General features: G+C 57.1%; 10 protein-coding genes. 4 read left to right on the forward strand and 6 right to left on the reverse strand.

Features of this window, described 5'->3' with window-relative positions; translation table 11 throughout:
• Positions 1-61: 61 nt before the first annotated feature.
• From AAE484_RS00955 to AAE484_RS00970, 4 genes are all read right to left on the reverse strand, one after another.
• A complete protein-coding gene (locus tag AAE484_RS00955) occupies positions 62-889 on the reverse strand; it encodes a nucleotide-binding protein (protein ID WP_341936445.1) in 828 nt (275 codons plus the stop codon).
• Positions 890-986: 97 nt separating this feature from the next.
• Positions 987-2,300 (reverse strand): PIN-like domain-containing protein, encoded by a 1,314-nt coding sequence (locus AAE484_RS00960; RefSeq protein WP_341936446.1) that lies wholly within the window; start codon positions 2,298-2,300, stop codon positions 987-989.
• 395 nt (positions 2,301-2,695) lie between these two features.
• Positions 2,696-3,964 (reverse strand): ribonucleotide-diphosphate reductase subunit beta, encoded by a 1,269-nt coding sequence (locus AAE484_RS00965; protein WP_341936447.1) that lies wholly within the window; start codon positions 3,962-3,964, stop codon positions 2,696-2,698.
• Positions 3,965-4,151: 187 nt separating this feature from the next.
• Entirely contained in the window at positions 4,152-7,097 is a 2,946-nt protein-coding gene (locus tag AAE484_RS00970) for a ribonucleoside-diphosphate reductase subunit alpha (protein WP_341936448.1), read from the reverse strand.
• 515 nt (positions 7,098-7,612) lie between these two features.
• On the opposite strand from AAE484_RS00970, the gene AAE484_RS00975 reads away from it, so the two are divergent.
• Positions 7,613-8,512: an AEC family transporter gene (locus tag AAE484_RS00975; RefSeq protein WP_341936449.1), complete on the forward strand. Its 900-nt coding sequence runs from the start codon at positions 7,613-7,615 to the stop codon at positions 8,510-8,512.
• A gap of 82 nt (positions 8,513-8,594) precedes the next feature.
• The gene (gene purU, locus AAE484_RS00980) at positions 8,595-9,455 is read left to right on the forward strand and encodes a formyltetrahydrofolate deformylase (RefSeq protein WP_341936450.1); all 861 of its coding nucleotides are present in this window, start codon (positions 8,595-8,597) and stop codon (positions 9,453-9,455) included.
• A gap of 7 nt (positions 9,456-9,462) precedes the next feature.
• On the opposite strand, the gene AAE484_RS00985 is transcribed toward purU, so the two are convergent.
• Both AAE484_RS00985 and AAE484_RS00990 read right to left on the reverse strand, forming a co-directional pair.
• Positions 9,463-10,095: a NapC/NirT family cytochrome c gene (locus AAE484_RS00985; protein ID WP_341936451.1), complete on the reverse strand. Its 633-nt coding sequence runs from the start codon at positions 10,093-10,095 to the stop codon at positions 9,463-9,465.
• Positions 10,096-10,109: 14 nt separating this feature from the next.
• Positions 10,110-10,751 (reverse strand): c-type cytochrome, encoded by a 642-nt coding sequence (locus tag AAE484_RS00990; protein ID WP_341936452.1) that lies wholly within the window; start codon positions 10,749-10,751, stop codon positions 10,110-10,112.
• A 531-nt stretch (positions 10,752-11,282) separates the two neighbouring features.
• Between AAE484_RS00990 and AAE484_RS00995 the strand changes: the two genes are divergently transcribed.
• A complete protein-coding gene (locus tag AAE484_RS00995) occupies positions 11,283-13,256 on the forward strand; it encodes an OmcA/MtrC family decaheme c-type cytochrome (protein WP_341936453.1) in 1,974 nt (657 codons plus the stop codon).
• The gene (locus AAE484_RS01000; protein WP_341936454.1) at positions 13,243-14,166 is read left to right on the forward strand and encodes a DmsE family decaheme c-type cytochrome; all 924 of its coding nucleotides are present in this window, start codon (positions 13,243-13,245) and stop codon (positions 14,164-14,166) included. The genes AAE484_RS00995 and AAE484_RS01000 overlap by 14 nt, the downstream gene beginning before the upstream one ends.
• Positions 14,167-14,197: the final 31 nt, after the last annotated feature.

Below are 14,197 nucleotides of genomic sequence, written 5' to 3' on the forward strand. Positions count from 1 at the left end.
GAGGGCTGGGTTTATTAAAAAGTTAATCGAAAACCAAAGGCTTTGACCCCTTTGGGGTCCACTAGAACGGTATTTCTTCGTCGAAACCTGATGGTTTAGGTGCTTCTTGTTGCAAAGCATCCTCATTCTGTAAAAGCTCGTCGACACCCATTTCCGTTATACAATAAGCATAATAGTCATATCCATACTGATGATTGGTATCGACAGTTTTACTGATAAAACCCATGCGCTCTAGTTTTACCAGCGATAACTGGAGAGCCGCCTCATTCAAGCCACGGAATTTGCTTGAAATCGAATTAAAATCAAGGCCAACTGGGTCATTTGTGTGGCTTTGCAAGCAGGCCGCCAAAAACTTGTAGTCCTGTTCTTTTAATTCATAGTTCGTTGGGTTTGCGACAACCCTGTTAGATTCGGAAAGGGAGATATGGTTAATCAACCCTTGATTATCCACTTCGGCTTTTATCAATGAGCAGGCCCGGTTGGTTGCCGAAACTAAGTCTCCATCGGAACGGCTTGCGTCGTAATCGGCTGGAGTAACACCAAGTAAGTCTGTTGGAAGGTGCATGTCTACATCGCGTGGCTTCAGGACAAAAGATCGCGACTTTCCGATGGCACCAACAAAGAGACCCATCTCGAATATCACATTGTCCCTTACCACGTGCTCTTTTCTGCTTCGGATTGTAGATACGTCATCGGGAGCGAATATAAACAGAGCAAAATCGACGAACGAAGATTTTTCAACAAGATCATCGATTGTCGTCGAGGAGAGCTTGAATGTTCCGTTCTTCCAAATGGTGATTTCAAATTCATGATCCAGGTTGACATTTACAGCCTCAGCAATCGATAGGCTCTCAGCTGATGATGCTATGAACAATCGAGGTTTTCTCAATTCTTGATCTCCATGGCTAATAGGGTGCTAACGACCGCAGAAGGGGCGAGATGTAGTGAGAGTCCATAGCCTGCAGTGGTTAGTTTCAGGTTTCGTCTTAATTTTCAGATTCATCGTCCTCGTCTTTCTTTCTAGGCAAAGTGTCGTGGATCCCAATCCAATCTCTTAATCTTTCATTGTCAATAGATGTTATGTTTCTTGCGCGATCTAAAATTTCCCTCAACCGGTCATCTTCCATATACGTAGCGCTGTTCAATCGATCTGCCATTTCTCGCCATCGTTGACTATCCATAGATCGAATGCTGTTCATGCTGTCTGAAATTTCTTGCCATCGTTCATTATTGATGGATGGAATATTGTTGGTGTGAGCCAGTAACTCTCTCAGTCGTTCACCGCTGACTGACGAAGTTCCATAGGGATTCACTAGGTTGGAAAAATTCTTCGAGGTAAAGTAATCTAAGCTTTTTTTAGCGTGGGAGGTGCTCGCATCTTCAATAGAGCTTTCGCTTACATCAACAGCCAAGTTTGTTTTTCCATCTTCCAAAAACATCGAGGTGCTGTACATATGGAAGTTTTTGATATTCGTTTCTCGGTAAATCTCCGATTGTAACTCTGCTAAAGGACCAACGGTCTTTTTTCCGTTTGAGTTAATCTTATACCACCAATCTTCTTTAGCGTCATCGGTAATAAAAAACACATTTTCAACATCTTCACTTTTTGCTTTTGTGATCAACTGCTTCCAAAGTATAAGATCTCCATATTTCCTTTCGTAGTATAGTCCGTCATAGAAAAAGTGTGATTCATCGTCAGAATTTCCTTTTTCTGCGTCTTTAAATCCTGGGGGTATTTTTTTATTGAAGCGATCCTCGCCTTCCTTGTATACATTGTCCAGCCATTTTTGGCTTTCGGGTTTATCTCCAACTTTTCCTTCAAATAGTGCATTAAGTTTATCTCTGATCTCATCATGTGATCTTACGCATGGTTGTTCGCTATCCCAGTGCTGAACCGACTTTTTATAATTTGATATACTTTTGCTTATTTCCTTTTCTAATTTTTCAGTGTTGTCAAACAGCTTGGGGAAGCGACGTTTAAGAGCTAGCTTCTCAAAATCACCTTTAAACACGTTTTGTATTTTTTCTAAATTTTTTTCAATATCATTAAATACAATTTTTTCATTCCTTATGATACTCAATCTTCGCCTTTGATACTCCAGGCCGACATGATAAGGAATCCATAAGTTTTCATTAACTGCTTGCAATATGCCAAAGAAATCATCTCTAGTTTGTTTGGCGTATCCATACAGGTTAAGAAGGACATTTGTGTCAAACACAAAAAGCGTCTTTTCATCTTTCCACAGTTTTTCCAGTGTGGACTTTTCTATGCTGTAAAACCCCTTAAAAGCGTCTTTCATCTAAGGCCCTTGATTAACTCTATGTTTGTAAATTGATTAGAGTGCGTCGCATATTCTCTTGTAAGTCCAACGGTATATTCAGCATTAAGGTGAGGTAATTAAATACGTCGATCTAATATGTTCCCGAAAAATACCGAACTTCCTTTTTCAAAATTTTTGCCCAGTGTTCCGGGCCGGCAACTTCCTCAATAAGATCCGCGCTGTTAAACGAGTCTTTACGTCTTCTTGCCACTGTATTCATGCTGGCTATCCTCCGCACCTATAGCGAGGGGGCGTCCAATGCTAGGGAGTACTGCGAGCAATGCTCACTCGGGGAGGGCGCCACTGTTGTGGTTTGTGCTGGGGTGGCCATCCCTGGCCGCTGTTTTGGGGTTTTGGTAATGACGAGGCGAGGATTAATCCCAGCTCAACGCACCACCGACCTGATACTCGGTCACGCGCGTTTCGAAGAAGTTCTTCTCTTTGCGCAGGTCCATGATTTCGCTCATCCAGGGGAAGGGGTTCTGGGCGCCGGGGTATTGCTCTTTCAGGCCGAGCTGCGCGAGGCGGCGGTTGGCGATGAAGTGCAGGTACTCTTCCATCATGCCGGCGTTCATGCCGAGCACGCCGCGGGGCATGGTGTCGCGGGCGTAGGCGATTTCCAGTTCGGTGCCTTCCAGGATCATCTGGGTGACTTCTTTCTGGAATTCCGGGGTCCAGAGGTGCGGGTTTTCCAGTTTGATCTGGTTGATGACGTCGATGCCGAAGTTCAGGTGCATGGACTCATCGCGGAGGATGTACTGGAACTGTTCGGCCACGCCGGTCATTTTGTTACGACGGCCCATGGACAGGATCTGGCTGAAGCCGCAGTAGAAGAAGATGCCTTCGGTGACGGCGTAGAATGCGACCAGGTTGCGTAGCAGTTCCTGGTCGGCTTCCGGGGTGCCGGTGTTGAAGGTGGGGTCGCCCAGGGTCTGGGTGTGCTTGAGGCTCCAGGCGGCTTTGGCGGCCACGGAGGGCAGCTCGCGGTACATGTTGAACACTTCCGCTTCGTCCATGCCCAGGGACTCGATGCAGTACTGGTAGGCGTGGGTGTGGATGGCTTCTTCAAACGCCTGACGCAGGATGTACTGGCGGCACTCCGGGTTGGTGATCAGCCGGTAGATGGCCAGTACCAGGTTGTTGGCGACCAGCGAGTCGGCGGTAGAGAAGTAGCCCAGGCTGCGCATGATGATGCGACGCTCGTCGTCGGTCAGCCCTTCGCGGCTTTTCCACAGGGAGATGTCCGCGGTCATGTTCACTTCCTGGGGCATCCAGTGGTTGGCGCAGCCGTCCAGGTATTTCTGCCAGGCCCAGTCGTACTTGAAGGGCACGAGCTGGTTGAGGTCGGCGCGGCAGTTGATCATCTGCTTGTCGTCGACTTCGATGCGCGAGGCACCCATTTCCAGCTCTTCCAGGCCGGGGGCCACGTCCAGGTTGTCCAGCGCTTCGCGGGCAGCGGCGAGGGCGGCGTTGTCGCCTTCGGCCGCGGCTTCCGGTTTTTCGCCGGGCGCGGTGTCATAGCTGGCCGCGGGTTCTTTTACCTCGGGCGCTTTGGGCTCGGGTGGTTCTTTGAATTGTTGCGGGGCCGGTTTGGCTTTTTGCTGTGTTTCTTCGGCTGCGTCGAAATCATCCCAACTTAACATAGTGAATCATCCTGTTTTTTGGTTGGTGATCGGTGGCCGGGCGTGGAGCCCGGCGATCGTTGTTTGGTTTTTTTGGCGGATGCGCCTTAGGCTTATCCGCCCTACGGGAACGTTTTGTGCCGCGTAGGTTTTTTGCGTTTAACGCGGCCGGGTGGGGCCGCGTTGTGTTTGGTGGGCGGAGCCCACCCTATTGGCAGGCATCGCAGTCTGGTTCATCGATGGCGCAGGCTTTTGGTACTGGGGCCGGTCCGCCGTTGTTTGCACCGTTGCTGGCTGTGGCGCTCGCACTCGCACTGGTGGTGTTGGCTCCGCCTTCGTTGGATACGGCGTTGTGGTTGCCGGTGGTAATGGTCGACTTTTCGGTGGAGCTGGCGGCCAGGGCGCGCAGGTAGTAGGTGGTTTTCAGGCCACGGAACCATGCCATGCGGTAGGTGATGTCCAGCTTCTTGCCGTTGGCGCCGGCGATGTAGAGGTTCAGGCTCTGGGCCTGGTCCAGCCACTTCTGCCGACGGCTGGCGGCGTCCACAATCCACTTGGGTTCCACTTCAAAGGCGGTGGCGTACAGCGCTTTGAGGTCATCCGGTACGCGGTCGATGGACTGTACGGTGCCTTCGGAGTACTTCAGGTCGTTGACCATGACGTTGTCCCAGAGGCCGCGCGCTTTCAGGTCGTGTACCAGGTAGGGGTTCACCACGGTGAATTCGCCCGAGAGGTTCGATTTCACGTACAGGTTCTGATACGTGGGCTCGATGGACTGGCTCACGCCAGTAATGTTGGCGATGGTCGCGGTCGGGGCGATGGCCATGACGTTGGAGTTGCGCATGCCCTGGGTTTTGACCTGCTCGCGCAGGGTATCCCAGTCCAGGGTCTGGCCCCGGTCCACTTCGATGTACTTCTCGCCGCGCGCTTTGGCCAAGCGGTCGATGGAGTCGATGGGCAGTACGCCCTGGCTCCAGAGCGAGCCTTCAAAGCTGGCGTAGCGGCCGCGCTCTTTGGCCAGTTCGCTGGAGGCCTTGATGGCGTGGTAGCTGATCGCTTCCATGGAGGTATCGGCAAAGTCCACGGCCTCGTCCGAGCCGTAGGCGATACGCTGGCGGTAGAGCGCGTCCTGGAAGCCCATCAGGCCCAGGCCGATGGGGCGGTGGCGCAGGTTGGAGTTCTTGGCCGAGTCCACCGAGTAGTAGTTGATGTCGATGACGTTATCGAGCATGCGGATCGCGACCTTGACGGTCTGCGCCAGTTTTTCCTGGTTGAGCACGCCATCTTCCACGTGCTGGGCCAGGTTGACCGAGCCGAGGTTACACACGGCGATCTCTTCGTTGGCCTTGGTGTTCAGGGTGATCTCGGTGCACAGGTTGGAGGAGTGCACCACACCGGCGTGCTGCTGCGGGCTGCGCAGGTTGCAGGCGTCTTTGAAGGTAATCCAGGGGTGGCCGGTTTCAAACAGCATGCCCAGCATCTTGCGCCACAGGTCCAGCGCGCGTACGGTTTTGTACAGCTTCATTTCGCCGGTTTTGCACATGCGCTCGTATTCGCAGTAGCGCTCTTCAAAGGCTTCGCCGTAGAGGTCGTGCAGGTCGGGCGCGTCGTTCGGGGAGAAGAGGGTCCACTCTTCGTCGTCGAACACGCGCTTCATGAACAGGTCGGGGACCCAGTTGGCGGTGTTCATGTCGTGGGTGCGGCGGCGATCGTCGCCGGTGTTTTTGCGCAGCTCCACAAACTCTTCGATGTCCAGGTGCCAGGTTTCCAGGTAGGCGCAGACCGCGCCTTTGCGCTTGCCGCCCTGGTTGACCGCCACGGCGGTGTCGTTGGCCACTTTCAGGAAGGGGACGACGCCCTGTGAACGACCGTTGGTGCCTTTGATGTAGGCGCCCAGCGAGCGCACGGGGGTCCAGTCATTGCCCAGGCCGCCGGCGAATTTGCTCAGCATGGCGTTGTCCTGAATCGCGCCGTAGATGCCGTGCAGGTCGTCGGGCACGGTGGTCAGGTAGCAGGAGGACAGCTGCGGGCGCAGGGTGCCGGCGTTGAACAGCGTGGGAGTGGAGCTCATGTAGTCGAAGGAGCTCAGCAGCTTGTAGAACTCGATGGCGCGCTCTTCGCGGTTGTCTTCTTCCACGGCCAGGCCCATGGCCACGCGCATGAAGAAGATCTGGGGCAGCTCGATGCGCACATCGTTGCTGTGGATGAAGTAGCGGTCATACAGGGTCTGCAGGCCCAGGTAGGTGAACTGCAGGTCGCGCTCGGCGATCAGGGCCTTGCCCATTTTCTCCAGGTCAAAGCTCAGCAGCTCCGGGGCGAGCAGCTCCAGCTCGACGCCTTTCTGGATGTAGGAGGACAGCGCCTGGGGGTAGTAGGTTTCCATTTCGGCCTGGGTGGCAAAGTCGGCCACACCCAGGAAGCTCAGCGCCTCGGCGCGCAGCTTGTCCATCAGCAGGCGGGCGGTGGCGTAGGTGTAGTTGGGCTCTTTTTCCACCAGGGTGCGGGCGGTGATCACCAGGGAGGTGTTCACATCGCGCAGGCTCACGCCCTCGTACAGGTTGCGCATGGCCTCGTCCAGAATGGCCTTTTCGCTCACGTCTTTCAGGCCCGCGCAGGCTTCGTTGACAATGGTGCGCAGCCGCTGGATGTCCAGGGGTGCGGTGCTGCCGTCATCCAGGGTGACGTTCAGCGTGGGGTATTCGGGGTCTTCTTCGGCCGGGGCGGCGGTGCCCGGCTGGTTCTCGGCGCGCAGGCGGGCGTGCTCTTCGCGGTAGAGGACGTAGTCGCGGGCAATCTTGTGCTCGCCCGAGCGCATCAGCACCAGCTCGACCTGGTCCTGGATCTCTTCAATGTGGATGGTGCCGCCGGAGGGCATCCGCCGCTTGAAGGTGGCGCTGATCTGGCTGGTGAGGTTGTCCACGGTCTCGCGCACGCGGCGTGAGGCGGCGGCGGTGCCGCCTTCCACCGCGAGAAAGGCCTTGGTCATGGCCACGGCGACCTTGCTCGGGTCGTAGGGCACCACGGTGCCGTTGCGCTTGATCACGCGCAGCTGGCCGGGGGCGGTGGCGGACAGGCTGGCGGCGCTGCGGCTGGAAGTATCCTGAGCTCCGGGTTGTGGCTGTGAGCTGGGGTTGGTATCGGTCTCTGTGTGCATGAACGTCTCCGCGTGCAATCTGAATTCCGTGACAATAGCCAGCAACCGGGGGGCGGCGACTGACTGGAAAAGGGTTGTAAGGTGGCTCTAAATGACTCTAACCGGGCGCAATCCGGGCTCGTGGGGCGGGCCCGGCAAAACCCTATATATAGGGGTGCCTCTTGATTGCGATACAAGATAATGCGCTTTTAGGCCAAATGCAAGCGGACAACCGCGGGGATCGGCTGTGGATAAAATGTGGGTAAAAGCGAAGGTCAGTGTTCGCTACTCTGTCGGGCGGGAAGATGGCCCGGCTGCGGGAACCGTTGGGTTTGTTGCCGGGTTTTGACGGCGAATAGATTTTTTTATTCTACCGATTTTCCCTGTTATCGCCAAAATTTTCATTCACCGAAGAATACGGGGGGAGGAATACACTCCCGGGTGCTACCCGAGCGGTGGATATTGGGTACAATAGGGCGACAGACACGGTTGTATTACCGACACGCTACCAACCCACACGCTATCAAAGGAACGCCATGATCGCTGAACTGTTGGCCATTATGGCCCCACTGTTTATCGGCACGGCGATCGGCTATATCTGGGTGCGCACCGGAACCGACTACCCGTCCGATTTCGTCACCCGCGCGGTGATGAACATCGCCACCCCCTGCCTGATCGTCTCGGTCATGGCGCGTGTTGAGGTGGAGCCCCGCATCATGGGCGGTGTGGCGCTGGCCGCCGGGCTGGTGCTGGTCGGGATGCTGGTGCTGGGCTACCTGATCACCCGCTGGTTCAAGCTCGAGCCGGTCAACTACTTACCCTCCCTGTTGTTCCCCAACAATGGCAATCTGGGGCTGCCCCTGTGCCTGTTCGCCTTTGGTGAGACCGGTCTGGCCCTGGCGCTCGCCTCCTTTATGGTCATGATGCTCAGCACCTTTACCCTGGGCATCATGCTGGTCTCGCGCGCCGAGGGGGTCAACGAGCGTTTCGGGGCGCTGGCTAAACAACCGGTGCTCTATGCCATGGTGCTGGCGGTGGTGCTGCTGCTCACTGATACGCCGCTGCCGCTCTGGCTGGGCAATACCGTGGATCTGCTCGGTGGCTTTGCCATTCCCTTGATGATCATGACCCTGGGGGTCTCCCTGGCGCGCCTGAAACTGGTGGCCTGGAAGCGCAGCCTGGGGTTCAGTCTGCTGCGGGTGCTCGGTGGCATGGTGCTCGGCTACGGCGCCGCGCGCCTGGTCGGCCTGGAGGGCGAGGCGCTGGGCGTGGCGGTGCTGCAGGCGGCCATGCCCGTGGCGATTTTCAATTATCTGCTGGCCTTGCGCTATGATCGCCGGCCGCAGGAGGTGGCGGGCATGGTGCTGATTTCCACGCTGGTGGCCTTTATTGTGCTCCCGATTTTGTTGATGCTGGTGCTGCCTCTGGGGCAGTAGTGGTGCGAAACCGCTTGAGCGTGTCAGCGGCTATCCAGTAGGCTTGCAGCCTTTGACCGATTTGCTGAACAGGATTTGATTCATGGCTGGTGTGCGCGAGATTGTACTTACGTTCAGTTGTCAGGACGCCCAGGGCATAGTCGCCTCGGTGGCGAGCCTCTTTGCCGAGCGCGGCTTCAACATTCGCGAGTCGTCCCAGTTTGAGGATGTCACTCAGCGGCGCTTTTTCATGCGCACGGTGTTCGAATGCCCGGCCGACTGGCAGCTCGACGCGATCAAGGCGCTGTTTGCCCCGGTGGGGGAGCGGTATGCCATGGACTGGGCGATTTTTGATGTGGACTGCAAACCCCGGGTGCTGATCGCGGTGTCCCAGTGGGGCCACTGCCTGAACAGCCTGCTCAACAACTGGAAAAACGGCTCCCTGCCCATTGAGATTGTGGGCGTGGTGTCCAACCATGAGGTGATGCGGGATCTGACCGAGTGGTATCAGTTGCCGTTTCACTACCTGCCGGTCACCCGCGACACCAAACCCGAGCAGGAGGGGCAGATCTGGTCGATGATTGAAGAGCAGGACGTCGACTGCCTGGTGCTGGCCCGCTACATGCAGATTCTCTCGGACAATCTGTGTCGCAAGCTCAACGGCAAAGCCATCAATATTCACCACTCCTTTCTGCCGGGCTTCAAGGGCGCCCGGCCCTACCATCAGGCCTACGACCGGGGCGTGAAGCTCATTGGCGCCACGGCCCACTACGTGACGGCGGATCTGGACGAGGGCCCGATCATCGAACAGTCGGTGGAGCGTGTGACGCATGTGAACCTGCCCGATGAAATGGCCGAAATCGGAAGGGATATCGAGGCGGTGGTGCTCAACCGGGCCGTGCGTTGGCACGCCGAGCACCGCGTGTTGCTCAATGGCAGCAAGACAGTGGTGTTCGCCCGCTAGCGCGGCGTCACTCCTGTCGCGCCGACACCTCCGGCAGGCTGTGGGCAATTCCCTGGTGGCAGTCGATGCAGGTGCGGCCGGTGGCTTCTCGATACTCCAGCGAGTGACGGCGTACCGCCTGTCGGTTCTGCAACGTCTCGGCCATGGCATCGTAGCTGTGGCAACTACGGCATTCGCGCGAATCCGTTGCCCGCATCCGCTCCCAAACGCGCTCGGCCATGGCAGGTTTGTGCGCGTTAAACTTCTCCTCGGTATCAATGCGGCCCAGAAAGTGTCCGGGCAGTTCGACCACAGTTGCTTTCATTTTGGCAGCCATTTTCGGGAAGAAAGCATTGGGCACATGGCAATCGGCGCAGGCGACCCTTACCCCGCTGCGGTTGTTGAAGTGGCTGCTGTTCTGATACTCCGTGAATACGAATTGCTCCATGCTGTGGCAGGAGGTACAGAACTCCAGGGTGTTGGTGGCTTTGACAGTGGCGTCAAAACTGATCCAGAAGCCGGCGCCGATCGCGAACGCCAGAAAACCGCCTGCGGGAATACCAAACATAAACCAGCGCCGGGGGCGGGCCCACAGCCATCGGCCAAAACGTTTGCGCCTGCTTTGCTCGGGTGGCGGTGGAGGTTCGTTGTTTTCGCTCATGGTGTTGTCCCCCGCTACTGACCCTCACTGACGTAATACTCGGCCAGTGCTTTGATGTCGTCATCCGAGAGGTCGGATGTTGCTTCGGCCATTTTTTCTTCCTGCCAACGCTCGTCCGCCCGAAAGCTTTTCAATGTGCGAATCAGATAGGGCCGCCATTGGCCGGCCAGTATGCCCGCGTCATCCAGCGCAAGACTGCCGCCCTCGGCGTGGCAGCGGTCGCAACTTTGCTCATGGATGGCCTTGCCGGTTTGCGCCAATGCCGCATCGACGGACTGTTCGGCACTCTGATGAGGCAGTTTGGAAAAGTAGCCGGCGATTTTTGCTATGTCGTCATCGGACCAGTCGGCCGCCAGGGCACAGTGGTCGGGTTCAGGGGGCGGTTCCTCCCGTTGGCTGAACAGTTCGCCTGCACAGGGGCGCCCTTTATCCCGAAACAGAAAGAGCTGGTTTTCCAGAAAGAAAGCCGAGGCACCCGCGATAATGGGAATATCACCGTCCTGGCTTATACCCTTTTCGCCATGACAACTGGCACAGGCTTCGGCTTCGGCAGGCGCTTCGGCCCACACTGAAGTTACGTTTGCCAATAGCAACGTCGCCAGCAGCCAGAATAAAACGCGGACTTGTCTGCGTGCGGCGGGGTGTGATGTGTGCATGAAGACCTCCCATGAATGAATCCCTGGTCGTCCATGACTGTGCGTGATGGTTGGATGTGTTCTTTAACGAATAACACAAACCGGCGAACGTCATCGGATTTTTTCGGCGTTTTTTGCGGAATAGAGTGATGGCTTGATCTATATCAATAAAAGGGAGGGGCAGAGGGTACATTGTGTAGGGGACACGCGGTGTAAGTATGTGGTTTAGAGGTTAGAGGTACGCGGTTTCCGTGAGCGCTGGTCAGCCCGTTGTCGAGTTTCACCAGGGTTCCATTTGGATCAACACTGGGGGAAAGGATCATGAATTCGGACCCATCTCGGTGCGCCCGCTTCTGGAGTGTGATGGTTGGCGCTTTGTTACTGCTTGGTTTGCTCGGGTGTGACGGCGATTCTGGCCCTGCGGGGGCGGCCGGTCCCCCGGGACCATCAGGGCCTCCGGGTGAGCCCGGACCCACGGGCGGCGGGGGCGCGGGCCCAGTCCCCACGGCCCTGCAGGTTGATATTACCGAGGTCAGCATTGAGGACTCGGTCGTGGTCGACTTCCTGGTGCTTGACCAGGACGGTTTTCCTTTTTCCCACCTGGAACAACTCAACTTCACAGTCGTCAAGCTGGTGCCGGGCACAGAGGGCAACAGCAGTGCCTGGCAAAGTTACATCAACCGCGAGGAAGCGCCGGGGGAGGGTCCCTGGCCCGGCACCGAGACGGTCATTCAGGCCACCACCGAGAGTAGCGGCGCGGGTTCTTTGGTCAGCCATGGTGATGGCAGTTACCGCTATACCTTTGGCACTGATCTCAATGCCGTCAGTGCGCCACTGGCGGTCGAGTATGAACCGGAGTTGACTCACCGGGTGGGCCTGCAAGTGGGCGGTCGTTTTCGGGGGGAATCCCTGCCGGCGGCCAATGCGGTGTATACCTTTCAGCCCTCGACCGGTCTGACTCCGGAGCAGGATATTGATCATCGTAAAATCGTTTCCCAGGAATCCTGCAACAGCTGTCACGGACAGGATCTGGCGATGCACGGTGGCGGTCGGGTCCATGTCGATTACTGCGTGACCTGCCACAACCCCGGAAGCACCGATGCCCAGAGCGGCCACTCCCTGGACTTCCGCCAGATGATTCACAAAATCCATATGGGTGAGCGTTTGCCCAGCGTTCAGAGTGGTGAAGACTATACCATCTGGGGATTTCGAAACTCGCCACACGCTTATGCCGACCTGGCCTTTCCTCAGGACCCGCGCAACTGTCTGACCTGTCATGATCCGGAGGATGAAGCCACGCCGCAGGCGATCAATATCGTCGAGAAGCCGAGCATGGAGTCCTGCGGTTCCTGCCATGACGATATTGATTTTGTGGCCGGGGAGGGCCATCCGGCCACGAACAATAGTGAGTGCACCATCTGCCATAAACCGGGCGGGTTTGCGGGTGATGTGCTGGCCAGTCATGCCATACCGGGGCAGGTGGCGGCGCAGCGGTTTCACTTTAACCTGCTGGAGGTGATTGCCACCGGCCAGAATGAAATTCCGACCGTGACGTTTTCGATCACGGACCCCACCAATGATGATGCGCCCTACAATATTCTTGAAGATCCTGTGTTTGGGCCCGGTGCGAGTCTGTCGATCCGTATCGGTTGGGATACCCGGGATTACGTGCATGGACCAGCAGCGGGTTTGTCGGTGACCAATGTGCATCAGAATGCGACGGACAATAACGACGGCACCTTTACCATTTCGGCAACCGGCGCCTTGCCCGGAGATGCCACGGGTTCCGGTGTGGTGGGTATGGAAGGTCGGGCCGTTGATCCGGACGAGGGCTTCCGGATTCCGATTACCGGGGCGGTGGAATATTTTGCCATTACCGATTCCGAACCGGTTCCACGCCGTCAGGTTGTGGAAACGCAAAAGTGCCAGGCGTGCCACAGTCGTAACGATGCGTTGGCATTCCATGGCGGCCAGCGAACCGATGAAGTGCAGCTCTGTGCGATCTGCCACAATCCCAATACCACAGACCTGGCCCGACGCGGCGGGGATACCGTGGTGGAGGGTATTTCCATGCTGGATGGCTTGCCCGAGCAGTCAGTGCACTTCAAGTATATGATTCACGCCATTCACGGCTCTGCAGTTCGGGATGAGCCCTATGTGGCTTATGGCTTTGGCAATAACGCCCACGACTTCAGCGAGCTGCGTTATCCACGCGGCGCGGACGATTGTCTGGCCTGCCACACGGACGATGGCTATCAGTTGCCATTGCCGGCCACGGCGCTGGGCACCACTCTGCTGACCGAGGGAAATCCCGCCGACCCGTCCGTGCACCTGAAAGTATCGGAGGCGAGCGCCGCTTGTGGCTCCTGCCACACGAATGACCTGGCGCAGACGCATATGATACTCAACGGGGGTGTGTTCGATCAGACCCAGGAAGTACTGGATGCCTCAGTGACCGAGACCTGTTCGGTGTGTCACGGGCCTGGCCAAATTGCCGACGTAGAACGTGTTCATGGTTTACGGTAAAGCAACAATTGCTCTGGTTGCCCTGCTGGCAGGCGGGGCTCTGGCCCAGACCGATGTTCATGAGGCGCTGCCGGAGTTTTCCGATCAGGGGGCGGACACCTGCCTGCGTTGTCATAGTGGCGACACTATCGAGGGCATTTTCAGCACACCCCACGCGGTGGCCAGCGACCCGGAGACGCCGTTTGCTCAGCAGCAGTGCGAAAGCTGTCACGGCCCGGGAGGCGACCATGCCGGCAGGCTGCGTCCGGGCCAGGAGCGGCCCGCTCCTCTGGCGTTTGCTCATCAGGGGAGCGCCAGTCGCGAACAGGAGGCGGCCATCTGTCTTGGGTGTCACCAGTCACAGGAGCGCAGCCACTGGCAGGGCAGTGTGCACGAGCGCCAGGGTGTCGGCTGCACGGACTGTCACTCGGTACACACCCCTCACGACCCGGTGATGAATCGGCAGGAGCAGGCCGGCGTGTGCTTTGACTGCCATACCCGGGAGCGGGCGCAGAGCCTCCAGGCTTCGACGCACCCGATGCGTCAGGGCCAGATGGCCTGTACTGAATGTCACCAGCCGCACGGTACGCTGAACAATGCCATGCTGGTACGTGGGACACTCAATGAAACCTGTTTTGAGTGTCATGCAGAGAAACGCGGGCCTTTTCTTTGGGAGCATGCGCCAGCGGCCGAGGATTGTGCCTCCTGTCATGTCCCTCACGGTTCCAATCACACTGCGCTGTTGCGCCGCCGGGCGCCACTGTTGTGTCAGGAGTGTCACTCGCGAGCCGGTCACCCCAGTATTGCCCAAACGGGGGAGCGCTTGCCGGAGGGGCGTCCGTCCGCCGCTTTGCTGGGCGGTAGCTGCACCAATTGCCACTCGCAGGTGCATGGCTCCAATCACCCCTCGGGCCGTAACCTGAGTCGTTAGCGGGAGGTCATCGTCGATGGAAACCGTCTGT

This window comes from Marinimicrobium sp. C2-29 (assembly GCF_038419845.1).
GTDB lineage: Bacteria > Pseudomonadota > Gammaproteobacteria > Pseudomonadales > Cellvibrionaceae > Marinimicrobium.

What these genes read in the sequence shown, in the direction of transcription:
- AAE484_RS00960 (WP_341936446.1), bottom strand. Translation starts at nt 2,300, where the DNA reads ATGAAAGACGCTTTTAAGGGGTTTTACAGCATAGAAAAGTCCACACTG.
- AAE484_RS00965 (WP_341936447.1), bottom strand. Translation starts at nt 3,964, where the DNA reads ATGTTAAGTTGGGATGATTTCGACGCAGCCGAAGAAACACAGCAAAAA.
- AAE484_RS00970 (WP_341936448.1), bottom strand. Translation starts at nt 7,097, where the DNA reads ATGCACACAGAGACCGATACCAACCCCAGCTCACAGCCACAACCCGGA.
- AAE484_RS00975 (WP_341936449.1), top strand. Translation starts at nt 7,613, where the DNA reads ATGATCGCTGAACTGTTGGCCATTATGGCCCCACTGTTTATCGGCACG.
- purU (WP_341936450.1), top strand. Translation starts at nt 8,595, where the DNA reads ATGGCTGGTGTGCGCGAGATTGTACTTACGTTCAGTTGTCAGGACGCC.
- AAE484_RS00985 (WP_341936451.1), bottom strand. Translation starts at nt 10,095, where the DNA reads ATGAGCGAAAACAACGAACCTCCACCGCCACCCGAGCAAAGCAGGCGC.
- AAE484_RS00990 (WP_341936452.1), bottom strand. Translation starts at nt 10,751, where the DNA reads ATGCACACATCACACCCCGCCGCACGCAGACAAGTCCGCGTTTTATTC.
- AAE484_RS01000 (WP_341936454.1), top strand. Translation starts at nt 13,243, where the DNA reads ATGGTTTACGGTAAAGCAACAATTGCTCTGGTTGCCCTGCTGGCAGGC.